The organism is Kiritimatiella glycovorans (genome assembly GCF_001017655.1).
GTDB classification, from domain to species: Bacteria; Verrucomicrobiota; Kiritimatiellia; order Kiritimatiellales; family Kiritimatiellaceae; genus Kiritimatiella; species Kiritimatiella glycovorans.
The window spans coordinates 1,222,160-1,245,282 of the sequence record NZ_CP010904.1; the positions used below are offsets into that span (position 1 = coordinate 1,222,160).

Annotated in this window: 21 protein-coding genes, 2 tRNA genes and 1 other RNA gene; 11 read left to right on the forward strand and 13 right to left on the reverse strand. The window is 63.8% G+C overall.

Going from position 1 to position 23,123, the window contains the following annotated elements; translation table 11 throughout:
* Positions 1 to 7: 7 nt before the first annotated feature.
* Entirely contained in the window at positions 8 to 1,012 is a 1,005-nt protein-coding gene (locus tag L21SP4_RS05040; RefSeq protein ID WP_052881639.1) for a L,D-transpeptidase family protein, read from the reverse strand.
* Complete coding sequence (locus tag L21SP4_RS05045) at positions 1,009 to 1,809, reverse strand: serine/threonine protein kinase (protein ID WP_052881640.1); 801 nt, start codon at positions 1,807 to 1,809, stop codon at positions 1,009 to 1,011. The genes L21SP4_RS05040 and L21SP4_RS05045 overlap by 4 nt, the downstream gene beginning before the upstream one ends.
* 55 nt (positions 1,810 to 1,864) lie before the next feature.
* Here L21SP4_RS05045 and L21SP4_RS05050 point away from each other — a divergent pair, with 55 nt between their 5' ends.
* Positions 1,865 to 2,674, forward strand: coding sequence for a rhomboid family intramembrane serine protease (locus L21SP4_RS05050; RefSeq protein WP_082116543.1), 810 nt, complete (start codon positions 1,865 to 1,867; stop codon positions 2,672 to 2,674).
* A 482-nt stretch (positions 2,675 to 3,156) separates the two neighbouring features.
* On the opposite strand, the gene rnc is transcribed toward L21SP4_RS05050, so the two are convergent.
* From rnc to L21SP4_RS05070, 4 genes are all read right to left on the reverse strand, one after another.
* On the reverse strand, positions 3,157 to 3,906 hold the full coding sequence (gene rnc, locus L21SP4_RS05055) for a ribonuclease III (RefSeq protein WP_052881642.1): 750 nt from the start codon (positions 3,904 to 3,906) through the stop codon (positions 3,157 to 3,159).
* Entirely contained in the window at positions 3,903 to 4,790 is an 888-nt protein-coding gene (gene xerD, locus L21SP4_RS05060) for a site-specific tyrosine recombinase XerD (RefSeq protein WP_052881643.1), read from the reverse strand. Before xerD ends, rnc begins: the two co-directional genes overlap by 4 nt.
* Positions 4,790 to 5,695: a phosphoribosylaminoimidazolesuccinocarboxamide synthase gene (locus L21SP4_RS05065; protein WP_052881644.1), complete on the reverse strand. Its 906-nt coding sequence runs from the start codon at positions 5,693 to 5,695 to the stop codon at positions 4,790 to 4,792. Before L21SP4_RS05065 ends, xerD begins: the two co-directional genes overlap by 1 nt.
* A 336-nt stretch (positions 5,696 to 6,031) precedes the next feature.
* A tRNA-Leu gene (locus tag L21SP4_RS05070) sits at positions 6,032 to 6,115 on the reverse strand.
* A 280-nt stretch (positions 6,116 to 6,395) separates the two neighbouring features.
* On the opposite strand from L21SP4_RS05070, the gene L21SP4_RS05075 reads away from it, so the two are divergent.
* The 3 genes from L21SP4_RS05075 (at position 6,396) to lepB (ending at position 10,560) form a co-directional block, all read left to right on the forward strand.
* Positions 6,396 to 7,079 carry a ribulose-phosphate 3-epimerase gene (locus L21SP4_RS05075; RefSeq protein WP_052881645.1) on the forward strand — a complete coding sequence of 228 codons (684 nt, stop codon included), beginning with the start codon at positions 6,396 to 6,398 and terminating at the stop codon, positions 7,077 to 7,079.
* A 9-nt stretch (positions 7,080 to 7,088) separates the two neighbouring features.
* Positions 7,089 to 8,900, forward strand: a complete 1,812-nt coding sequence (lepA, locus tag L21SP4_RS05080; protein WP_052881646.1) for a translation elongation factor 4 — start codon at positions 7,089 to 7,091, stop codon at positions 8,898 to 8,900.
* A 562-nt stretch (positions 8,901 to 9,462) separates the two neighbouring features.
* A complete protein-coding gene (gene lepB / locus L21SP4_RS05085; RefSeq protein WP_052881647.1) occupies positions 9,463 to 10,560 on the forward strand; it encodes a signal peptidase I in 1,098 nt (365 codons plus the stop codon).
* A 225-nt stretch (positions 10,561 to 10,785) separates the two neighbouring features.
* On the opposite strand, the gene L21SP4_RS05090 is transcribed toward lepB, so the two are convergent.
* Positions 10,786 to 12,228, reverse strand: coding sequence for a glycogen synthase (locus tag L21SP4_RS05090; RefSeq protein ID WP_052881648.1), 1,443 nt, complete (start codon positions 12,226 to 12,228; stop codon positions 10,786 to 10,788).
* A 68-nt stretch (positions 12,229 to 12,296) separates the two neighbouring features.
* On the opposite strand from L21SP4_RS05090, the gene L21SP4_RS05095 reads away from it, so the two are divergent.
* Positions 12,297 to 14,552 (forward strand): ribonuclease R family protein, encoded by a 2,256-nt coding sequence (locus tag L21SP4_RS05095; RefSeq protein WP_052881649.1) that lies wholly within the window; start codon positions 12,297 to 12,299, stop codon positions 14,550 to 14,552.
* Here L21SP4_RS05095 and rnpB read toward each other — a convergent pair.
* The 3 genes from rnpB to L21SP4_RS05105 all read right to left on the reverse strand — a co-directional run bounded on the left by rnpB (position 14,542) and on the right by L21SP4_RS05105 (position 16,387).
* Positions 14,542 to 14,903: RNase P RNA component class A (gene rnpB, locus L21SP4_RS12185), an RNA gene on the reverse strand. The genes L21SP4_RS05095 and rnpB overlap by 11 nt on opposite strands.
* Positions 14,904 to 15,099: 196 nt before the next feature.
* Entirely contained in the window at positions 15,100 to 15,819 is a 720-nt protein-coding gene (locus tag L21SP4_RS05100) for a zinc ribbon domain-containing protein (protein ID WP_052881650.1), read from the reverse strand.
* Between the two features lie 13 nt (positions 15,820 to 15,832).
* A complete protein-coding gene (locus L21SP4_RS05105; protein ID WP_052881651.1) occupies positions 15,833 to 16,387 on the reverse strand; it encodes a thioredoxin family protein in 555 nt (184 codons plus the stop codon).
* Positions 16,388 to 16,713: 326 nt separating this feature from the next.
* Here L21SP4_RS05105 and L21SP4_RS05110 point away from each other — a divergent pair, with 326 nt between their 5' ends.
* Complete coding sequence (locus L21SP4_RS05110; RefSeq protein ID WP_052882967.1) at positions 16,714 to 17,322, forward strand: 3'-5' exonuclease; 609 nt, start codon at positions 16,714 to 16,716, stop codon at positions 17,320 to 17,322.
* A gap of 73 nt (positions 17,323 to 17,395) precedes the next feature.
* Here L21SP4_RS05110 and L21SP4_RS05115 read toward each other — a convergent pair whose 3' ends face one another.
* The gene (locus L21SP4_RS05115; RefSeq protein ID WP_052881652.1) at positions 17,396 to 17,707 is read right to left on the reverse strand and encodes a hypothetical protein; all 312 of its coding nucleotides are present in this window, start codon (positions 17,705 to 17,707) and stop codon (positions 17,396 to 17,398) included.
* Positions 17,708 to 17,857: 150 nt separating this feature from the next.
* On the opposite strand from L21SP4_RS05115, the gene L21SP4_RS05120 reads away from it, so the two are divergent.
* Both L21SP4_RS05120 and bioB read left to right on the forward strand, forming a co-directional pair.
* Positions 17,858 to 17,932, forward strand: a tRNA-Gly gene (locus L21SP4_RS05120).
* 39 nt (positions 17,933 to 17,971) lie between these two features.
* Positions 17,972 to 18,955 carry a biotin synthase BioB gene (gene bioB / locus L21SP4_RS05125; RefSeq protein ID WP_052881653.1) on the forward strand — a complete coding sequence of 328 codons (984 nt, stop codon included), beginning with the start codon at positions 17,972 to 17,974 and terminating at the stop codon, positions 18,953 to 18,955.
* A gap of 29 nt (positions 18,956 to 18,984) precedes the next feature.
* On the opposite strand, the gene L21SP4_RS05130 is transcribed toward bioB, so the two are convergent.
* Both L21SP4_RS05130 and L21SP4_RS05135 read right to left on the reverse strand, forming a co-directional pair.
* Entirely contained in the window at positions 18,985 to 20,277 is a 1,293-nt protein-coding gene (locus L21SP4_RS05130) for a 3-deoxy-D-manno-octulosonic acid transferase (protein WP_052881654.1), read from the reverse strand.
* A 179-nt stretch (positions 20,278 to 20,456) separates the two neighbouring features.
* Complete coding sequence (locus L21SP4_RS05135; RefSeq protein WP_052881655.1) at positions 20,457 to 21,449, reverse strand: tyrosine recombinase XerC; 993 nt, start codon at positions 21,447 to 21,449, stop codon at positions 20,457 to 20,459.
* Positions 21,450 to 21,545: 96 nt separating this feature from the next.
* On the opposite strand from L21SP4_RS05135, the gene L21SP4_RS05140 reads away from it, so the two are divergent.
* From L21SP4_RS05140 to L21SP4_RS05150, 3 genes are read left to right on the forward strand one after another with little or no spacing between them, the layout of a single operon-like run.
* Positions 21,546 to 22,067 (forward strand): nitroreductase family protein, encoded by a 522-nt coding sequence (locus L21SP4_RS05140; protein ID WP_052881656.1) that lies wholly within the window; start codon positions 21,546 to 21,548, stop codon positions 22,065 to 22,067.
* A 33-nt stretch (positions 22,068 to 22,100) separates the two neighbouring features.
* Positions 22,101 to 22,379 carry an acylphosphatase gene (locus L21SP4_RS05145; RefSeq protein ID WP_052881657.1) on the forward strand — a complete coding sequence of 93 codons (279 nt, stop codon included), beginning with the start codon at positions 22,101 to 22,103 and terminating at the stop codon, positions 22,377 to 22,379.
* On the forward strand, positions 22,379 to 23,101 hold the full coding sequence (locus L21SP4_RS05150) for a metallophosphoesterase family protein (RefSeq protein WP_052881658.1): 723 nt from the start codon (positions 22,379 to 22,381) through the stop codon (positions 23,099 to 23,101). The genes L21SP4_RS05145 and L21SP4_RS05150 overlap by 1 nt, the downstream gene beginning before the upstream one ends.
* Positions 23,102 to 23,123 lie beyond the last annotated feature (22 nt).

Consider the following 23,123-nt stretch of genomic DNA (forward strand, 5'->3'; position numbering starts at 1 on the left):
TACTCTCCTATTCGTGAATGACGACGGGGGTCCCGCGCGTGACGAGCATATAGACCTCGCGGATGTCTTTGTTCATCATCCGCACGCACCCGGCGCTCGCCTCGCTGCCGATCGAGGCGGGATCGCGGGTGCCGTGGATGCCGTACCCCTTGAGTTCGGGGCGGTCTTTCGAGATGAGCGGCAGCCAGTGGGTGCCGAGGATATTGTCCGGATGGCCGTAGGGGATGAGCCCGTCCGGGCTGTACCAGTCCGGGTGCACAACGGGATCGCCCACCTTGAACGTCCCCTCCGGCGTGCGGTCGTGCTTTCCGATCGCGACGCGGTAGCGTTTGAAAAACCGCTCGTTGAGATAGAGGTCGAGTATGAAGCGGGACTTGTCCACGTCCACGCGGAACGTGCCGTCCAGATAACGCAGACGCATCCCCGGTCTGAGTGCGTCGTTCTCCAGGTCGTTGCTCTCCTGGAGATAGGCCACCGTGGTGTCGAACCGGCGCGCGAGTTCCCAGAGGTTGTCGCCGGACTTCACGATATACTCCGACTTCTCACGCATATCCCGGGGAGAAAAGGCCAGTGCCGAATTGACCTGTCCGAGCAGATTTTTCGTGCTGCTCGCCAGCCGTTCGGCGAGATCGCGCTCGAGCAGGCCGTAGAGTTTATCGCGTGCCGCGCGAAGACGGTTGCCGCGCACCAGCTCCATCGCCTCGCGGAAGACCTCCATCGCGGCCGGGTCGGGCGCCTCCACGGCGGGGGAGGGCGAGGGGGGCGTTTCCCGGCCGGATTTCTCCGGGGCGCTTTTTGCGGCCGATGGTTCGGCGGGTTCGGGCGCGGCGGATCCCTCTTCGGTCGACGCCGGTGCCGCCGGCGCCGGACCGGGGTCCGCGGATACCGCCTCGCGCGAGCGCATGAACCACCAGCCCGCGGCGACCCCCGCCAGGATCAGGATGATGATCCACGGGAACCAGCGCCGCCCCCGCGGTGCGCTGTTGAATCTGCGGACGTAGATATCAGTCATGACAAAGCATTCAGGTGGTTGATCACGAGACTCATGGACGGATAACGGATTCGCGGGTCTTTCGCAATGCATTTGTTGATAATGCGGTCCAGCGCGGGGGGCGTATCCGGGTTATACGTGCACGCCGACGGCGGCGGCTCCGCATCGTCGATGCGTACCTCGTGCCGCGTGTCCGCGGCCTCATAGGGCTTGCGTCCGCAGAGGATCTCGAAGCACACGATTCCGAACGAGTAGATGTCGGTCTGCGAATCCACGCGGTGCCACTGAAGGGTCTCCGGCGGGAGGTAGGCGGGGGTGCCCGAGAGCTTGCGCTGCTTCATCGGCCGTCCCCGGTACGGGTGGGCGAGATCGAAATCGATCAGCACAGGCCTGGCCGGCTCGCGGATCAGTATATTCTCGGGTTTGCAGTCGAGATGGAGATAGCCGCGGGCGTGCACGTAGGCCAGCGCCTGCGCGATGCCGCGTATCATGCACAGCGGATGGGCCTCCAGCAGTTCATGATGCGAGAGCAGCAGCGAGCGCAGGTTCCCCCCGTCGATGTACTCGACCACCATGAACGGCTGCCGGCCGTGGGGGCTGCGATGAATGATCCGCGGGATGTTCTCATGCCTCAGGTCGGCCTGGATACTCCCCCCGCGGTTAAAACGCTTGCGTATCAGTGGATTCAAGCAGTATTTTTCGCGGAGGCGGCGAATGAGGACCCGGCGGCCCAAGCCGTCGCGGGCCACGTGGAGTCGGGTGAATCCCCCTCCGTAGACTTGCCGGATGATCGTGTAGTCGTTAATATCGACCGCCATTTGCTTGTCTCGAGAGAGTAGACCAACACACCCGTACGGCTAAAGGAAAAAGCGGATGACCCCATACATGCAGAGCGGACCCATGGCCGGTGGCCAACTCACGCCGATGGTGAAGAACCTGCTGATGATCACGGTCGGCGCGTTCCTGCTCCAGTTTGTCTTCGCCGGGCGGATCGAGGCGCTGTTCGCGCTCGACGCCCACTGGTACGACCGATTCGCCGCCTGGAGGCTGGTCACGTATATTTTCCTGCACGGCGGCACGGGGCACCTCTTCTTTAACATGCTGGCCCTGTTCCTGCTCGGGCCCGCGGTCGAATACGCGCTCGGGTCGCGCCGGTTTCTCACGCTGTACTTCGTCAGCGGCATCCTCGGCGGGCTGGGCTGGTCGCTGCTCTCCGGGCGGGGCATCTGCGTCGGCGCCTCGGGGTCGATCTTCGGCGTGCTGGCCTCCTATGCCGCCCTGTTTCCCAACGCCCGCATGCAGCTTCTTTTCCCGCCGGTCGTGCTGCGCGCCTGGCAGCTCGTAGGCATTCTCAGCCTCATCGAGCTGATGTCGGTGCTCGGACAGCAGGGCGGCCATGTCGCCAATTCAGCCCATCTCAGCGGCGGGGTCGCGGGGTTCCTCTATGCGGTTTACCTGGTGCGGAAGAACGAGCCGTGGCGTTTCCGCAGAAGCTTCGGATGGATGGACCTGTTCATGGGCGGCCGCTCGTCATCCTCGCGGCGTACGCCTCCGCGGCGTACTTCGTCCCGACCCCAGGAGGGCGAAGTCGACCGCATCCTCGATAAGGTCGCCCGCGAGGGTATGAACGCATTGAACGAACGGGAGAGAAAGATCCTGCGGCGCGCGGGAAGACACGAATAGGACGGCCCTGACCCCGGCACGCCGACGGCGGCTTCAGGACGGCTCCGGACCTTGCCGGAAAAGATCCTGCGGCGCGCGGGGAGTTCTTTCCTGAGTTCAACATGGGGACACCCGGGGGAATATCGTACTCGTACTCAGCGAAGCGGTACTCGTACTCGAATTCCTTGAATCGATGGATGGGATCGCGCCTTCGGCGCTCCGAGTACGCGTACGAGTGCGAGTACGAGTATATGTCCCCCCCCTCAACCAACCTTCAGGTCCTTCATGGTGAATCCCATGCTCTCTCCCCCTCCGATCTGCCGCATCCCACCTTTCCCGGGAGCCCTTCCATAAAAATCCACGAATAACCCCTTTTCCGCCGGGACACCCTGATTCAAAACTCACTTCAATGTTCACAGGGGCATTCGAGCGCTTCTTCGGGTAATGTTGAAGTCAGGAGACACGAATAGGACGGCCCTGACCCCGGCAGGACGACGGTGGCTTCAGGACGGCTCCGGACCGGTCGTTTCACCTTGCCGGGAAAGATCCTGCGGCGCGCGGGGGGTTTTTTCCGACAGCGCGGCTCGCGCCGCCTCCTTTTCCGCCTCCCGCTTGCTCGGCCCGCAGCCCCGTCCGCAAGGTTCGCCGTCCAGCCGGACCTCGACTTCGAATTCGGGCCGATGTTCGGGGCCGCGCTGCGAGAGGACCCGGTACTGCGGCAGGCCGCGGCCGCCGCGATGGGCGAAGTGCTGGAGCATGCCTTTCGGATCGGACCACGACTCGGGATGCTGCAGAATCCGGCGCAACGCGGGCAGCACGCGCCGGAAGACCTCGCGGGCCGCCTCCGTTCCGCCGTCCAGCCAAACTGCCCCGAACATCGCCTCGACCGCGTCGGCCAGGCTGGACGCGCGATTCCTGCCGCCGTGTTCCTCCTCGCCGCGTCCCAGGCGCAGCAGCTCGCCGAGGCCGAGTTCGCGTCCGAGTTCCGCGAGAATATCGTCCCGGGTCAGCGCGCTGCGCCGTTTCGTCATCTCGCCCTCATCGTCGTCGGGCTGGTCATGAAAAACGAACTCCGCCGCCAGCAGATTGATCACGCCGTCGCCGAGAAACTCCAGGCGCTGGTTGTCCCGGGCCGGCGCGGGCTGTTCGTGGCGCCAGGAGGGATGGGTGAGGGCGCGCTGCAGCAGGTCCGGATCGGCGAATCGATATCCGATCTGCTGCTCGAGGTCGGGAAATGGATGCGTCTCATTCATGCACGGGGATGAAACTGGTGATGGACCGATTTCAGGCGGGAGGAGTCGACATGCGTGTAGATCTGCGTGGTGGCGATATCGGCGTGGCCGAGCATTTCCTGGATGACCCGCAGCGAGGCGCCGTTGGCGAGCAAATGGCTCGCGAAGGAATGGCGGAGCGTGTGCGGGGAGATCTTCTTGGTGATGCCCGCCGTGCGCGCATGCTGCCGGATCATCCACCAGAGCCCCTTGCGCGAGAAGGGGTGCCGCTGTCGCGTCAGGAACACGGCCTCCGCACCGCCCGGGTCGAGCGACGGCCGGACCTCTCCGAGATAGCGGCGCAGTGCGTCGATCGCACGGCGGCCCGCGGGCACGACCCGCTCCTTGCGGCCTTTCCCGGTGCAGCGCAGATAGCCCTCGTCGAGATGCAGATCCGTCAGGCGGAGGCCCGCCAGTTCCGACACACGCAGTCCCGAGGCGTAGAAGAGTTCCAGGATCGCGATGTCGCGGAGCCCCAGCGGTTGTTCCGGGTCGGGTGCATTGAGCAGGCGGTCGACCTCCTCCGGCGTCAGGACGTCCGGCAGCGCGCGGATCAGGCGGGGGGAATCCATCACCTCGGTCACATCCGAGGCGAGCAGTCCCTCGCGCCGGCAGTAGCGGAAGAACATCTTGATCGCCACGAGCCGCCTTGAGACGGAGGCGGAGGCGAGTCCCCGCTCACGCTCGGCCAGCAGGAAGTCGAGCAGCATTTCGCGGGTCACCCGGTTGAGCGAGGAGACCCCCTGCCGATCCAGATGGTCGAGCAGGGCCTCGAGATCCGCCCCGTACGCGCAGCGCGTTTGTTCGCTCGCCCCCAGCTCCAGCGTGAGATAATCCAGGAACTGATCCGCGAGGGGCTGGAGCATCAGGAGTTGCCGCCGCTTTGCAGTTCCGCCCCCGTCAGGCGCCGGTAGGCCTCGAGGTATTTCTCGCGGGTCTTGCGGACAATCTCTTCGGGAAGCTCCGGCGCCGGCGGGGTCTTGTCCCAGTCCAGGCACTCGAGATAATCGCGCACGAACTGCTTGTCGAAGGAGGGCGGCGACTGGCCCGGCGCGTATTCGTCGGCCGGCCAGAACCGCGAACTGTCCGGCGTGAGCACCTCGTCCACGAGCGTGAGCTTGCCCTCGATCAGTCCGAACTCGAATTTCGTGTCGGCGATAATGATCCCGCGCTCCCGCGCGTAGTCGGCGGCCCGCTCGTAGAGATTCATGCTGGCGCGCATGACTTCCTCCGCCCGTTCGGGGCCGATGATTTCGCGCATCTGCTCGACGGAGATGTTCTCGTCGTGGCCCTCTTCGGCCTTGGTCGAAGGCGTGAAGATGGTTTCGTCCAGCCGGTCGGCCTGGCGGTATCCGTCGCGCAGCGGCATGCCTCCGATCGTGCCCTGACGCTGATACTCTTTCCAGCCGGACCCCACGAGGTATCCGCGCACGATACACTCGACCGGCAGCAGCTCGGCCTTGCGCACGAGCATCGAACGCCCGGCGAGCAGATCGCGGTGCGCCGCGAGTTCCTCGGGATACTCGTCGGGGTTGCAGGTGATGAGGTGATGATCGACGACGTCGCGGAGCTTATCGAACCAGAAGGCGGAGATCGAGTTGAGCACCACGCCCTTGTCGGGGATGCCGTTCGGCATTACGCAGTCGAAGGCCGAAATGCGGTCGGAGGCGACAAACAGAAAGCAGTCACCGAAATCGAAAATGTCGCGGACCTTGCCTGACTTCCAGACGGGGATGCCGGGGATCTGAACCTGCGTGACCGGAGTGCTCATGAATACCTCCTTGTTTCGGTCATAATTTAAGTCCCGTGTTCCAGATTTCAAGCAAAAGAGCGGCGAAGTGACAGGGGCCGGATTGATAACCATTGAAGTCTGTTCGGCAACAGGAGCAGGCTTTCCTCGAAGAGGGCGGTCTGCGGGAGCGTATGACACGCGCGCGGCTTGATCGCCGCGACGAACAACGAAGGGCTGCCCGATGACCGCAAGCCGTTGAATGCCGCGGTGGGTCTGTAGTGCGAATTTGTGCATCAGGCGCGGCGCATAGATAGATTTTATTCAGTATCCCATTCGCGCGTATTCGCATTCATTCGCGGTGCAGGAAGCTGGTTCTGCCCGGGGCGGGATTCGAACCCGCACTTCCATACGGAAAACGGATTTTAAGTCCGTTGCGTCTACCGATTCCGCCACCCGGGCGCAGGCTTCAAGCGGTGCGCCTACACCATAGGACAGGCGGTCCCTCCGGGCAAGTTCGAGCGGGCCGCGGTTCTTCGTGGATTTATTTGGAGCGTCGTCCGGGAAAGGACATGAAGGCTGGTTCTTCGGGAAGAGGAATCGCGATCGGCATCGATCTTCACCGCAGAGATACGACCACGATCGCGGCGCAGGGTAACTTGACCTTGTCAGGGCTCTTCTGTAGCGTCATGAGGTTTATCCGGTTTCAACCCGGATGACGTCTCCAACGGTGTGAGCCATCATGACAACCCGACCCGACATCCAGATCATGCCTTCCATCCTCGCCGCGGACGAGGGTCGCCGCGCGGACGGCTGTCGGCGGGCGGAGGCGGCGGGCGCGGACCAGCTCCATGTCGATATCATGGACGCGCGGTTTGTGCCGAACCTGAGCATGAGCCCGGCGACGGTCGGGATGGCGCGCGAGGCGGTGTCGATCCCGCTGAACACGCACCTGATGATGATGGAGCCGCAGCACCACATCGACCCCTTTATCGACGCAGGGACCGACACGCTGCTCATTCATGTCGAGGCGCGCTGCGACTGCGCACGCGAACTGAAACGAATCCGCGACCGCGGCGTGAAGCAGGGAATCACCCTTAACCCGGAGACGCCGGCGGAGTCCGCCTACGCGCTGTGCGACGCGGGGCTGGTCGAAGAGATCCTCTGCATGACGGTCCATCCGGGATTCGGGGGACAGTCCTATCTGGAATACGTGGAAACCAAGATGGCCGATCTGCGCCGCCGCTATCCCGGAATCGGCCTCAGTGTCGACGGAGGCATCAACGACGAGACGGCGGCTTCCGCGGCGGCCTGCGGCGCCAATCTGCTCGTCGCCGGCAGCCATCTTTTCAAACAGGACGACATGCAGACCGCCGTGGAACGGCTGCGCCGGGCTGCGCAGGAGGCGTACGGCGCGAATCTCTGATACCCACCCATGAGCGATCTTTCCCACATTCGCAACTTCTCGATTATCGCGCACATCGATCACGGCAAATCCACGCTCGCCGACCGCATGCTCGAACTGACGCATACGGTCGATGAACGCAAGATGCGCGAACAGGTGCTCGACGCGATGGATCTCGAGCGCGAACGCGGCATCACGATCAAGACCCACCCCGTGACAATGAAATACAAGGCGCAGGACGGGCACACGTACCGGTTCAACCTGATGGACACGCCGGGGCACGTCGATTTCTCCTATGAGGTCTCGCGCAGTCTCGCCGCCTGCGAGGGAGTCATCCTCGTGGTCGACGCCGCGCAGGGCGTGGAGGCGCAGACGGTGTCCAATGCCTTCCTCGCCGCGGGCGAAAACCTCGTCATCATTCCCGTGCTCAACAAGATCGATCTCCCCAGCGCGCTGACCGAGGAGTCGGCCGCGCAGCTGGAGGATCTTCTCGCCATCGAGGCCGAAGAGTGCATCCGGGTCAGCGCCAAGACGGGCGGCGGGGTAGGGGAGGTCATGGAACGGATCGTGCGCGACATCCCGCCGCCGGAGGGGTCGGCCGAGGAGCAGGCCCCGTTTTCGGCGCTGGTGTTCGACTCCAAGTACGACCCGTACCAGGGCGCCGTGGTCTACGTGCGCATTTTCAACGGCCGGGTGCGGCGCGGCGACCGCATCCGGGCCATGAGCACCGGCCGGGATTACGAAGTGAAAGGCGTGGGCCTGTTTTCGCCGGATCCGCGTCCCACCGACGCGCTCTCGGCCGGCGACGTGGGGTATCTGACCGCGAACATCAAGGACGCCTCGGAGATCAGCATCGGGGACACCGTTACGCGCACGAACCGCCCGGTGGAAAAGCCGCTCCCGGGCTTCCAGGAGATCCACCCGATGGTGTTCGCCGGCGTCTACCCGATGGACACCGCCGACTACGAGAAACTGGGGGCCTCGCTCGAAAAACTGCGGCTCAACGACAGCGCCTTCAGCTACCAGAACGAGTCCTCGGCCGCGCTGGGACTCGGATACCGCTGCGGTTTTCTCGGACTGCTGCATATGGAAGTCACCATAGAGCGCCTGCGCCGCGAATTCGATCTGGACATTATCACGACCTATCCCGGCGTCGTGTATCGCGTGCACCTCACGGACGGACGGACGCTGGAAATCGACAACCCCGTCCTGTGGCCCGAGACCACCCAGATCGCCTCCGTCGATGAGCCGATGATCAAGGTCTACATTATCTGCCTCAACGATCACATCGGCGACATGATGCAGCTCGTGATGGAACGGCGCGGGACCGTGACGCATACGGATACGATCGACGCGAAACGCCTGATGCTCACATGCCGGCTGCCGCTCAACGAGGTGCTCATCGATTTCTACGACAAGCTCAAGAGCGTCAGCCGCGGCTATTCCTCGATGGACTACGAATACCTCGGTTACGAAGAGGCCGACCTGGTTAAGATGGATATTCTCGTGCATGGCGAACCCGTGGACGCGTTCGCGACGATCGTGCATCGCGAAAAGGCGCCGGCGCAGGGACGCAGGATCTGCCAGGCGCTGAAGGATGTCATTCCGCGCCAGGCCTTTTCCGTCCCGCTGCAGGCGGCGATCAACGGAAACATCGTCGCGCGGGAGACGATCCGCCAGTACCGTAAGGACGTAACGGCCAAGTGTTACGGCGGGGACATCACCCGTAAGCGCAAACTGCTGGAGAAACAGAAGGCCGGGAAGAAAAAGATGAAGCAGATCGGGCAGGTGAGCATCCCGCAGGAAGCCTTTATACGGGTGCTGAAAACGGAGCCGAGTTAGGGCAGGGGAGTGGGGAAAGCGTGGAAATCGGGGGGAGATCGAGGCAATCGGGAAGAACGTGTCAACGGCCCTTGCGGGCCTCGTGGCAGTCGGGGGATATGTCGTTGCCCCGAGCGCAGCGTTGCCTCGAGGCGCGAAGCGCCGTTGCACGAGCGAAGCGTTGCCTCGAGGCGCGAAGCGCCGTTGCCCCGAGCGAAGCGTTCTTCTCATCGTGTCAACGGCCCTTGCGGGCCTCGTGGCAGGCGGGGGATATGTCGTTCCCCCGAGCGAAGCGTTGCCTCGAGGCGCGAAGCGCCGTTGCACGAGCGAAGCGTTCTTCTCATCGTGTCAACGGCCCTTGCGGGCCTCGTGGCAATCGGGAAGAACGTGTCAACGGCCCTTGCGGGCCTCGTGGCAGGCGGGGGATATGTCGTTCCCCCGAGCGAAGCGTTGTCTCGAGGCGCGAAGCGCCGTTGCCCCGAGCGCAGCGTTTCCCCGATCGTGACCGTCGGGGGACGGGGAAAAGGATGAAGTCGGGAGAGATCGAGGCAGTCGGGGCATTCACCGCAACCGGGGAATCAGCATGAACATTCTGCAGCGACGGCAATGGCGCAAGCGGATCAAAAATCTGCTCAAGGACGCCCGGCATGTGCGCCGGATGCGCGAGGACGTGGTTGACGCGGAGAAGATCGAGCGACTGAATGCGGCCGCGGACGAACTGCGGCGGCGCGGGTCGGAGAGAGCGTCCCGCGGGGAACTCGAGCGGGCGTCGGAGGATCTCGGGAAAGCGATGGAGGCGGTATCGCCTGCGCGCTCCGCGCCGAAGCTGCGTGAAAACCTGGAGGTGTTCGTGGTGGCGATCGCCGCGGCGATGGCCATCCGCGCGTACTTCTTCCAGCCGTTTAAGATACCGACCGGCTCGATGGAGCCGACGCTCAATGGCATCACGGTCGAGGCGAAAGCGGACGGATCGTGGATCGATGTTCAGCCGTTCAAGTTCGCCAAGTGGCTCGTGACCGGGCGATCCTACAAAGAGATCCGCAGTAAATCCTCCGGATATCTGAGAATCAACCTCCGGGAGCGCATTCGCGACCGGCTCGTCTTTCACGTCGGCGGGACCCGACACCTGGTGCCCGAAGACATGGCCCGCTATATCCGGGTACCCGTCGTCCGCCGCGGCGGCGTGATCGAATCCACCCGCCCGGTGCGCCGCGGCGAAGTCCTGGCCTCGGGGGAAGTCCGGTCCGGCGACCACATTCTCGTCAATAAGATCGTCTACAATTTCACCGCGCCGGAGCGCGGCGACGTGGTCGTATTCGACACCCAGGGTCTGAGCGGCGTGCGTCAGGATTCGTATTACATCAAGCGAATGGCCGGTGTTCCGGACGAGACCGTCGGGATCGATGACGGCGGGCTGATCGCCGACGGCGAAGTCGTCGACCGCCCCGAGATATTTCAGCGGCTTCGACGGCCGCCGTACGTCGGATACCGGAACAAGGGTCGGCTGGCCGATTCGTCGGACCGGCTCGTCATCGGTCCCGACGAATTTCTGCCGCTGGGCGACAATTCCGACAACAGCCGGGACGGCCGCTATTTCGGTCCCGTAAGCACCGAACAGCTGCTCGGCCCGGCCTTCATCGTCTACTGGCCGTTTGATTCCCAGTGGGGCTGGATTCCTTAACTGGACGCTATCCACCACGAAGCTTAGAGATTCACCACGGATTTCACGAATCACACGGATACAGAATCGAGATCGGGTTCCGAATCGAGTTTCGCCATTCAGAGAGCACATCCCCAGGGTACAGACCCATGTTTTATATAACGTCGTATAATATATCTTATGTCTAGTCCCGTGGCTCACGCATCGCAAGATGTGGGGGTTGGGGTTGAGCCGTCCTCAGGTCAGTCAGAGCGACTCATAGAGATCCGCATATTCCGCGGCCATGCGCCGGATCGAGAAATCCCGCTTCATGGCCCGTCGTCTGAGTTCGCTCCAGTCGCCTGAACGTCCGAACACCTGCAGTGCGCGTCTCAGGGCGTCGTCGAACGCCTCCGGCGTGAACGGCGAGAACAGGAATCCCGTGCCGGTGGACGGCGAGGCACCGGCGTCTTTGATGGTATCGAGGAGCCCGCCGACGGCGTGAGCCACAGGGATCGTGCCGTAACGCATGGCGTACATCTGGTTCAGCCCGCAGGGTTCGAAGGCGGAGGGAATCAGTATCAGGTCCGCGCCTGCAATCCAGCGTCGCGCCCTGAGGGGGTCGAACCGCAGTACGGAATGAAAGGCACCGCGGTATTCCCCGTTCCACTCCCGGAAGAGCCGCTCGTACCGCTCCTCCCCGCTCCCGAGCAGACAGAATCGCAGGCGGCCCGACGAGAGATAACCGGGCAGGACGGAGGCCAGCAGATCGATGCCCTTCTGGCCGGCGAGACGCGTGACCATTACGGCCAGCGGACCTTCGAACCCCGAATCGAACCCGGCCTCCGCGGAGAGCGACTCCCGGCAGCGGACCTTGCCGGCGGTGTGATCGCAGTCGAAATTCGCCTCAATCGCGGTATCCGTGGCGGGATTCCAGGCCTGGTCGTCGACGCCGTTCAGGATGCCGTGCAGGGAGTCCCGGCGTTCGCGGAGCACGCCTTCCAGCCCGTGACCGAATTCCGGGGTCAGGATTTCCGACGCGTATCTCGGACTGACTGTAGTGATCGCATCGGCGCGGACGATACCCGCTTTCATGCAGTTGATTTTCCCAAAGTACTCGCAGACTTCCACCCGGAAACAGTCGTGAGGGAGATTCGTCCGCGCAAAATCTCCCGGTTCAAAAATGCCCTGGTAGGCGAGGTTATGGATGGTGAACACCGTCCGCTCCGGATGCCGTGCCCTGCCCTCGCCGTCCGTTCCGTAACGGAGAAACAGGGGCAGCAGCGCGGTCTGCCAGTCGTTGGCGTGCACGACATCAAATGCGCGTCCGGTCAGGTCGATCCATGCGACCACCGCTTTCTGAAACAGAACAAAGCGGTCGAAATTGTCCGCGTAGGATGATCCGTTCGAGCCGTAGATGCCGTGACGGTCGAAACACTCGTCGCACCTGACCCAGAGGGTTTCGACATGGTTTTCCTCGCGCGACCAGATCTCCACTTCATAACGGCGGTCGGCCAGCGGGACGGTGAATCGCGTCCCGGTAAAGGACGTGGACTGCTGTTCCGCGACGCTTCGGTACATGGGTATGATGCGGCTGACCGTCAGGTTCGCGCGTCCGGCAAGCGCCTCGGGCAGCGCCCGGGCGATATTGCCGAGTCCGCCGGTCGAAGCCAGTGGAGCGAGTTCGCTTGAGACGAAAAGAATTTTCATTGCGGCATCCCCTCGGAAACCCCGATACTGCCGGATTGATTCACGCCGCCAGGCGAAAGGGAACCATTATGAGCGAGTTTCGTCCCTCCTTCGAGCAGCAAATCTATAAATTCATGAACGATCCCGCCTACCGCCCGATGCGCACCTCGGAGCTGGCGCGGGAACTCGGGATCGACACCTCCCGCCGCCGCGCGTTCCGCACGGCGCTCAAGTCGCTGGAGACGGAGGAAAAAATCGTTCGTATCCGCCATAACCGCTGGGCTGTGGCGCGAGCACAGAAAACGGTACGCGGCCGGCTCTCGGTCAGCCCGGACGGCAACGGGATGATCCGGGTCGAGGGAGAAACGAGGGACCGCGCGCTGTACGTCGCGGCGGAGAATCTCCAGTGCGGTCTTCACCGCGACCTCGTCGAAGCGGAAGTGCTGCCCTCGGGAGCAGGCCGGCGCAGCGGCGAGGGTCGCGTGGTGCGGGTCCTGGAGCGCTGGTTCACGCAGGTCGTCGGTCTCGTGCGTCATACCCCTTATTACGCGTATGTCGTTCCGGACAATCCGCGGCTGCATCAGACCGTGCAGCTCGACACGGACCCGCGCGGCGAGCCTCCCCCCGAGGATCACAAGGTGGTGGTCGAACTCGACGAGTGGACCGATCCCCTGCGGCCGCTCACCGGGCGCTGCCTTGAAGACATCGGCCACCGCGACGCGCCGGGGGTGGCCATGCAGTGCATCATCAGAAGCCACGGGTACCGGCAGGAGTTTCCCGCGGAGGTTGAAGAGGAGCAGCAGCGGCTGATGGCCTCGCCTCCCCCGGTCGAACACGAGCATCGTCGTGACCGCACGGAAGAAGTCGCGTTTACGATCGATCCGGACACGGCGCGCGATTTCGACGACGCGATATCGATCCGCGAGCACCCCGAGGGCGGCTGGCTGCTGGGCGTACATATCGCCGACGTATCCCACTACGTGCGTCCGGGGTCGGCGATGGACGTCGAGGCGGCCAAACGGGGCAACAGCGTATACCTGGTCGACCGCGTGATCATGATGCTTCCCGAAAAGGTTACGGCCGAACTCTGCAGTCTCAAGCCCGACCGGGTGCGCGCCGCGCATACCATGGAGTGCCGTATAACCGACGAAGGGGAGATCCTGTCTTCCGACACGTTTCCCGCGTCGATCCGTTCGCGCGCGAGACTGACGTACCGGCAGGTCCAGGCCTATTTCGATGAAGGCACCGCCGCGGGCATTCCGGCTGAAGTGCAGAAGGGACTCTCGCGGCTTCACACGCTCACCATGCGCTGGCGCCGGGACCGCCTCAGGCACGGATCGATCGACCTCGCCCTGCCGGAGGTGGAATGCAGGCTGGATACGGAAGGACGGATCAAGGGGGTCGAGACCCGGGAGGGCAGCGAAGCTCAGCACCTGGTGGAGGAATGCATGCTGCTCGCCAACCGCGTGGTGGCCCGCCGGCTGCACGAGGCCCCCTGCCCTGCGCTCTACCGTGTGCACGGCGACCCGGAACCGGACCAGTGGAGTCAGATGGCCGCCGAACTGGAATCGCTGGGCATCACCGACCCCCCTTCCAACCAGTCCGAAATCAACGCGATGCTGCGCCGGCTTCCCGACGGATGGCTGCGTTATGCGGCCATGCTGTGCGTGCTGCGGAACTTCCAGCGGGCGTATTACACCACGGAACCGGGCGGTCATTTCGGGCTCGGGTTCGAGTGCTACTCCCACTTCACTTCTCCGATCCGGCGCTATCCGGACCTCCTGATCCACCGGCTCCTCTCCGCGCTCGAGCAGAATGCGCCGCCGCCCTGCACGGCGGAACAACTCGCCAACCTCGCCGACCACTGCAGCCAGACGGAACGGGAGGCCGAAGAGGCCGAGAAAGAGAGCGTAGAGCAGAAACGGGTCGAGTATTACGCCGATCAGTTGCGGAAAGGCCATACGGGACCCTATCGCGCTCATATCGTACGATTCCTGAAGAAGGGCCTGATCGTCGAACTGGAAGAATCGCTCCAGCGCGGTCTGGTCGCCTTTTCCGGGATCACCGACGACTTCTATCGCCTGAACGAGGAGCGCACCCGGGCGGTGGGCCGGCGCGGCAAAAAGCGCATGCACATCGGAGAGGCGATCGACGTCCTGCTGGTCAAGGTGGACACGGCACGGCGCTGGCTGGATTTTCAGTTTGCCGATGAACGCCGCACCGGATCGCGCGGCGGCAAGGGGCGCCAAGGAAGCAGGGGCGGCACCAGGGGCCGCCCGGCCGGAAAAAAGGGTTCACGCGGAAATAAAAAAGGCCGGCCCTCAAAGAGCCGGAAAAAAAGGTGAGGCGGTAAGCCGGATTCTGTCTCCCGCATAAAGCGGTTATCGGTCATTTATCTAGTGCGATCTACCCGGGACTCCTGACGAGACGGGCCGCCTCTCGTCCCCTATTCGATCTTGCTCCGGACGGGGTTTACCCTGCCCCCTCGGTCACCCTCGGGGCGGTGGGCTCTTACCCCACCTTTTCACCCTTACCCGTCTCAGCTAAAGCTTCGGCGGGCGGTCTGTTTTCTGCGGCACTTTCCGTACCCTTCGTTCTTGCGAAGGGCCTCCCGCGTTAACCACGGGACGTCCTGCCCTGCGGAGTCCGGACTTTCCTCTCCCCGGCACTGCCGGAAAGCGACCGAACCTCACCGCGGTGAACATAACAGTCTGAAGGTCGCGTGTAAACGGGACCTTTTTACGAGGCAGCAGTTCTCATTATGGCCGCATTCCGACCGCGGACGGCGTGGCAGCCGTCCCTCCCGAGTCGATATCCGACGCATTTTCGGGCACTGGGAGGGTCGGGTGCCACCCCGACCGAAAAGGGTGAAGCCATAATGAGAATCGCTGTTTACGAGGTGCGGTGATCGGCCGGGACATACAGCAGGCGGCCGCAATAATTGCAGGCCACCAGCTTCTGCGCCGCCTGTGCGTCGTGGACCGTCTGGGGCGTCACTTTCATATGACATCCCGTACAGACCCCGTTTTCGATCGGCACAACCGCGTAGTCGCCGCGATTATCAAAAATACGCTTGTAATGCGCCAGCGTGCGTTTATCGACCTTCGCAGCCTTTTCCTCGCGCCTGGCGCTCACCTCGTCCAGATCCCGCTGAACCTCTTCCAGACGACGGTCCAGGGCCTCTTTTTCCGCTCCGATGCGATCTTCCTCGTCGTCCAGCCGTTCGCGCGCCTCACGGTGCTCGGCATTCAGTCGCTCCGCCGTCTCCATTAATTCGATTTCCCGGTCCTCGAGCTGCGAGATCTTCTGCTCGACGGCGGAGATCTCGTGCGTCAGGGCGCGGTATTCGTCGTTGGTCTTCACATCGAGCTGCTGGCGTTTGTAGCGTTTGATCTGCTCCCGCAGCGACTCGATTTCGGATTCGAGATTCCCCTGCTCCGCCGCGTTCTGTCGCTGACGCTGCTCGATGTCGTTCAGTCTCTCTTCGGCGGAGGCCTTTTCCTGATCCAGGGCCTCTTTACGCGCAGGAATATCGCGTATTTCACGCCGGAAGCGCATCAGTTTCCGGTCCAGTTGCTGTACAGCAAGCAGCTGCGCCATCGATTCCTTCACGCACCCCTCCGTTTCAAAGTTCCGTTGCTTTGCGCCATTGACTGAACGCCTTCACGCCGTGACGGGTCACATCCCTGCGCCCGTCCTTCGTAATGGTCTCGCCGTCCGGGCCGATGATGATAAGGGTCGGGATACCCCGGACCTTGTAGCGGTCGCTGAGGGCCTGCGCGCGTTTCCCGCGGTGCGGGAGGGCCAGCCATGACATCTCCGTCTTTTCCATGTACTCGAACATGGCCTCGCGGGAGCGGTCGCTGCTGACCAGCACGATTTCGAAGGGAGCTTCGTCCTCTTTCAGTTCATCGTAGAACTCGACCAGTTTCGGCGTGAACATCCGGCAGGGCGGGCACCAGTGTGCCGAGAAGTAGAGGCCGACGATCCGGTCTTCGATCCGGTCCGGCCCGGTCTGCTCCTGCTCGTGCGTCCAGAATTTCTCTCCGAAAAGATCTTCTGTCTTCGACTCATCGGCCCCGGCCGTCGGCGCGAGGATTGAAGATCCCGCCAGGATCGCAATCAGCAGGGAAAGGATCCGGCGGCGGCATCGTCTCCATGGTGTCTCGCAACTCTTCATATCGGTTTTCCTCCCGTAAACACGTTTTCATTCCAGCGACGAAGGGTGAGCGTATCGTTTTGAGCCGCGCTTGGGAATGCTAAATAGAACATCGCACCCCTCATGGGCTCCCGGGAGCCAGCAGTTCTCATTATGGCCGCATTCCGACCGCGGACGGCGTGGCAGCCGTCCCTCCCGAGTCGATATCCGACGCCTTTTCGGGCATTGGGAGGGTCGGGTTCCACCCCGACCGAACCCGACCGAAAAGGGTGAAGCCATAATGAGAATCGCTGCCCGGGAGCGCTCGCCTCTTGCCAGCCGGCCCCGTACAGGGTATGAACAGGGGCATGGATTTTATCGCATTCGATCTCGAGACCACGGGCATCCGGCCGTCGGATTCGCACATCGTGGAGCTGGCGGCGGTCCTGTTTCTCAACGGGGAGCCGGCGGAGCGCTTCGTGAGCCTGATCCGCCCCGAGGTTCCGATCCCCGCGGAAGCGACCCGGATCCACGGCATAGACGACGCGATGGTGGAGTCCGCGCCGCCGATCCATGAACGCCTCGCCCCGCTGGCGGAATTCTGCGGCGACTATCCGTTGGTCGCGCACAATGCGCCGTTCGACTTCAGTTTTCTCAAGGCGGCGGTGGATCTGCATCGCGCACCGGCCCCGGCCGGGATCTTCCTGGACACCTGCGCCCTGTCGAGAGTCGTGCTGACCGGTCTCGCCAACCACAAGCTCCACACCCTGGTGCGTTACTTCGACATCCCCGCGGGCGAATTCCACCGCGCGCTCGAGGACGCGGAGTACTGCGGACAGGTGATGCTGAACCTGATCCGCACGCTTCATCAGCGCGGGGAGCCGATCTCGGTGGAGGACCTGGTGCGGACGGGAAACACGGCCGAACTCAGGCTGCCGCAGTACCGGGGACGGGGCGATCAGCTCTCGCTGCTCTGAACGCCGCTGCTCATCTTCGTGAACCAGCCTGGCGCCGGTAGTCCGGGAAGGTGTGAACGGCCGGGCGGTTCCCTCAGATGCGCAGCAGACCGAAGGCCCATGCAAGCGCCAGAAACAGGCACAAACCACCGATCAGCGTGGGAAAGGCGGGCCAGCGCTTCGGGGTGTCCGGATCGCGTCGCTTGAGGAAGACGGCCGCCGCGGCGAGCAAAAAGACCAGCAGCAGCACCGCCCCGAACGCCGCCGCGTTGGTCGCTGCGTGCGGGGTCTTCGCACCGGCCGGACCGACCAGCGGAAGCATCATCAGCAGAAAGAGAAACGCCACGCCCGAGGCGATCGAGACGGCATGCCCCGCCTCCGGCACTCCGAACCTGAATTTATTCATAACGCTCCTCTCCCGCTTCCGGTCCCCATGGTGCGACCGCCGACACCATCGTAAAAAACCGCCGGCCAATCAATCTGATAACACTATTTTTCCCCGATTCCCGCTTGCGTCATCATCCAATTCCGGTATCTTGCCTGATTCATCGACGGGGCGAGCGTAGCTCAGTGGTAGAGCCCCACCTTGCCAAGGTGGTTGTCGTGGGTTCGAATCCCATCGCTCGCTCCATTTTTTTTCGACGGCCGTCCCACTCATCCTCCCGCAATCATGAATACGCGAGACCTCCGCGACATGGAGAAGGCCCTGCTGAACGGCGAGTCCGTCCGTGACGGGGACCTCTACGAACTGTCTGCGGCCGATGGCCGACTCGCGGACTCGATGATCGCCGTGGCGGGTCGGCTGCGCGAACACACCTTCGCCGGCGGCGTGCATCTGTGCATGATCGCCAACGCCAAATCCGGGCGATGCACGGAGAATTGCGCCTTCTGCGCCCAGGCGGGCGGGGCGGACACGGGGATCGAGACCTGGGCGCTGCGCGATCCGGAATGGATGGTCCGCGCGGCGCGCCAGACCGAACCCCCGGTCCATCGGTTCTCCATCGTGACGAGCGGCCGCGGCCCCTCCCCGGAGGAACTCGATACGATAACCGGGTCTTTCCGCGCGATGCCGCAGGACGGGGGCGTGGCCTACTGCGCCTCGCTGGGTCTTCTCGACGAAGCCCGTCTCCGCAGACTCCGCGACGCGGGCGTCAGCCGATATCATCATAATCTCGAGACGGCCCGCAGTTTCTTCCCGAAGATATGCACGAGCCACCAGTTCGAAGAGCGGACGGCGACGATCCGGGCGGCCCGGGCGGCGGGAATGAGCGTATGCGCGGGGGGCCTCTTCGGGCTCGGGGAAAGCGACCGGCAGGTGGTCGAACTGGCCCTGGAGCTGCGTGCGCTCGAGGTGGATTCGGTTCCGGTCAATTTTCTCACCCCCGTGCCCGGCACTCTGCTCGAAGGCCTGCGCGAGCTGACCCCCCAGCGCTGCCTCAAGATCATAGCCCTCCTCCGCCTCGCCCTCCCCGACCGCGAGATCCTGGTGTGCGGCGGTCGCGAGGCCAACCTGGGCGAGGCGCAGGAGCGTATCTTCGAAGCGGGGGCGAGCGGGATCATGACGGGGAACTATCTCACCACGGAGGGCCGGGCGCTGGATCAGGATCTGGCGATGATCCGGCGGCTGGGTCTGCATCCGCGCGGGGACGGATAGGACGGTCCGGAACGGCGGGGCCCGGCGGTTCACTCCGCCTGCATGACGACGTCCGCCGTCCTCGCGAGCACCCCGCGTTTCGCGGCCACAAGTTCCGAGGCGCGTCGGCCCAGCTCGTTTCGTTCCCCGGGATCGTTCAGAAGCCGTTCCAGCGTCGCTCCCAGCGCCGCCCCGGCTTCCACCTCGATCACGGCCCGCGCTTCCCGCAGGTCTTTCATCACGGCGGGAAAATTCTCCATATGAGGCCCGACCACGACCGGTTTGCCGAGGGCCGCGGGTTCAATGGGGTTCTGGCCGCCGCGGTTGGGATCAAGGCTTTTGCCTACAAATACGACGTCCGCCGCGGCGTAGAAATCAATCAGTTCGCCGGTCGTGTCGACCAGCAGCATGTCGGCTTCGCCGTCGCCGTCTTCGAGGCGGCTTCGGCGCGCTACACGCGCACCCAGGCGTCGCAGCCGCTCCGCGATCTCCGTCGATCGCTCGGCATGACGGGGGACGAGGACGACAAACAGCCCGGGATGCCCCTCCCGCAGGCGTTGCGCGATACTCCAGAGCGTCTCCTCCTCCCCCGGCCACGTGGAGCCTCCGACGAGTACGGGCGCGTCCCGGTCCGCCCCGGCCGCGGCGATAAGTTGCTTCGCCTCCCCCCCCTCCTCCGCCGCCGTAAGGGCGCCGTCGTATTTGGCCGATCCCAGTACGTGCACGCGCTCGCGCGGCGCCCCCAGATCGATAAACCGTTTGGCGTCGCGGTCGCCCTGCACGCACACCGCGGAAAGCTCCGGAAGCAGCCTTCGGGTCAGGAAGCGCAGGCGTGCATACCCGCGGCAGGAACGGTCGGACATGCGGCCGTTGATCAGCGACACCGGGATGCCGCGTCGCCGGGCCAGCCTGATCATATTCGGCCACAGCTCGATCTCGACCAGCACCAGTCGTTCCGGCCGGAAGAGGTTCATCGCGCGGCTCATGACCGGATAGAGATCCAGCGGCATGTACACGATGAGTTCGGCGCGGTCGGGGTCCCGCTCCGCGAGCCGCCGTCCGGTCGAGGTGTTGGTGGTCAGCACAAACCACACCTCCGGGTCGCGTCTCCGGAGTTCCGCCATAAAGGCGGCGGCCACCTTGACTTCACCCACACTCACGGCGTGAACCCATACCGGCCGCCGCGCTTTTGCCGTCAGCGACCTGGCGCGAGCCGGATAAAACGCGAACCGCTCCGCAAACCCGCGCCGGTAACCGCCGCGGCGGACCATGCGCAGCAGGTAGTACGGCGCGCTCAGCAGCAGTGCTGCGGGAAGTATTATTTGGTACAGGATCCAGACCATGGGAACCGGGATTCAAACATGAAACGCCGCGCCGCGCAACGATGGCGTGGGATTGCGAAACCAACGAACAGATCGAACTCGCGTCCTCCCCCCTCTTTCTTCTGCGTCTCCCGCGCCCCTTTGTGGCCGATTCCCTGCCCCCCTCACTCTTCTGCGCCCATGTGTGGCCCTTGTAGCTCTCACGCCCGCGGATGTGCGGAGGCGTAGACTTTTTTCAGTCGCTCCACGGAGACGTGGGTATAGATCTGGGTCGTGGAGAGCGAAGAGTGGCCCAGCAGTTCCTGAACGCTGCGCAGGTCGGCGCCGCGGTCGAGAAGGTGGGTGGCGAAGCTGTGCCGCAGCACGTGGGGGCTCATCGATTCCGGCAGCCCGGCGTACTGCGCATATTTGCTGATGATGCGTTCGACCGAGCGGCCGCTCAGCCTGCCCCCGCGCACATTCAGGAAAACGGCGTTCGCTGCCCTGTTCCCTTTTCCCTGCGCGGCGAGTTCGGGGCGCAGGCGAAGGGCCTCGCGAAGCGCGCGGACCGCGGGGGTTCCGAGCGGGCAGAGACGCTGCTTGCGCCCCTTCCCCAGCACGCGGACCACTCCCCCGATCAGGTCCACCATGGTTTCGCGGAGGCCGGTCAGCTCACTCAGCCGCATGCCCGTGCTGTAAAGCACTTCGATCATCGCCGTATCCCGCGCGGCGATCGCCTCGCGCCGCCGCGGCGGGCCGCGCTTCTCGGTCCGGGGATCCTCCAGCCACAGGCGGGGGGCCTCGATCAGTTGGGCGACCTCCGATTCGGAGAGGACTTTCGGCAGCGGTCGCTCGCGGCGCGGCAGCTGGACATCGGCGAAAGGATTTTCGGCAACCTCGCGTTCCCGCAGCAGGAACCGGTAAAACGAGCGCAGCGCCGACAGCTTGCGGCGGATGGTCGCGGAGGTGCCTCCGAGCTTCTGAATGGTGACCAGAAAACCGCGGGCGTTATAACGGTCCGCCCCCGCCCACGCCCAGGTTTCAGGATCATCGCCCCAGGTGATCAGGGCGAACTGGCGGAGGTCGCTCAGGTAATTTTCGATGGTGAGTGCGGACGCGTCGCACTCCCCTTCAAGATAGTCCGCAAAACGGCGCAGAAGGTCTTCGCGACGACGCCCTTTCCGGGACTCAACGCTTTTTCGTGGTTTCACCATAGGCCCCGCACCCGGAATAGCCTTTATCTTTCCCGTCTGATTATTTAATATGCGCTCAAGTACACGGCGAGGCAAAAAGACGAAACGGAGTGACGCGTGAGTTTTATCGATCTGGCCCGAAAGAGGATCAGTGTACGCGGATTCAAGCCCGATCCCGTGCCCCGCTCCGTGCTCGAGCAGGTCCTGGAAGCGGGGCGTCTGGCACCCTCCGCGGTCAATTACCAGCCGTACCGTTTTATCGTTGTGGAAGCGGAAAAGGAGCGCAACCGGCTGGCCGCCGCCTATCCCCGGGAATGGTTCCGGACCGCCCCCGTGATCATCGTCGTGGTCGGCGATACGGAGTCGGCCTGGAAACGTTCCGACGGCCGCAATTACGTGGACGTCGACTGCGCGATCGCGGTGGATCACATGACGCTGGCCGCGGCGGATCTGGGTTACGGGACCTGCTGGGTCGGCGCGTTCGATCCGGCGGAAGCCCGCCGGGCGCTCGGGCTGCGCGACGACCCGTGGGAACCGCTGGCCTTTCTTCCCCTGGGCATGCCCGATGATACGGGTCGTCCTAAAGAACGGAAGCAGCCGGAGGAACTGATCCGCTACGGGCTCGCTCCCGCGGAATGAATGTGTGCACTCTCTGAAGGAAGTCAGTCGGTCATGAACGGGAAACACGTGCAGCTTCGCTACGAAGGCAGGGTACAGGGCGTGGGATTCCGTTTTGCCGCCGTGAATATAGCCCGCGAGCTGGGCCTCACGGGGTATGTCCGCAACGAGCCGGACGGATCGGTGCTGGTCGAGGCGGAAGGACCGGAGGATCAGTTGAAGACGTTTCGGCAGCGGATCCACTCGTCTCCTCCCGGCAGACACATCCGGGACGAGCAAGCCGTCTGGTCCGAGCCGGCCGGCGAATATAAAGCATTCAACGTGCGGTTCTGATGAGATACGCGATTCTCGGTGACGTCCATGCCAACCTGCCCGCCTTCCGGGCGGTGCTGGAGGACGTGCGCAGGGAGGGCATTACGAACTATGTATTCCTCGGGGACATCGTCGGCTATGCGGCCGAACCCAAGGAATGCCTGGACATCGTCCGCGAGCTGAACTGTCCGGTCGTGCAGGGCAATCACGACTGCTACACGGCGTCGAACGACAGTATGGAGCATTTCACTCCCGCCGCGGCCGAAACGGTGCGCTGGACCCGCGAACAGCTCTCCGATGAGGAACGCGAATATCTGGGGAATCTGCCGCTGAGTCTCGACGTGGAAGGATTTTCCATCGTCCACGCATCCCTCACCCACCCCGGCTCCTGGCCGTACATCGTGGACACGGGCATGGCCGCGGAATGCTTTGAACAACAGAAATCCGCGCTCTGCCTGTACGGTCACACGCACGTCCCGCTGCAGTTCCGCAGCAGCGACCGGATCGAGGTCGGGGGATTGAGCAAAGTCCGGCTGCGGAGCGGATACCGCTACCTGATCAACGTGGGAAGCGTAGGCCAGCCGCGCGACGGCGATCCGCGCGCATCCTACGGGATCCTGGACCTGCTCGATAACTCCATCGAACTCCGGCGGATCGAATACGACATCAATAAGGCCAAAAAGAGTATCCTTGCCGCCGGCCTGCCCCACAAGAACGCGATCCGGCTCTCGGCGGGACGATGAGGCCGGAAGCGTCGGCGGGTGA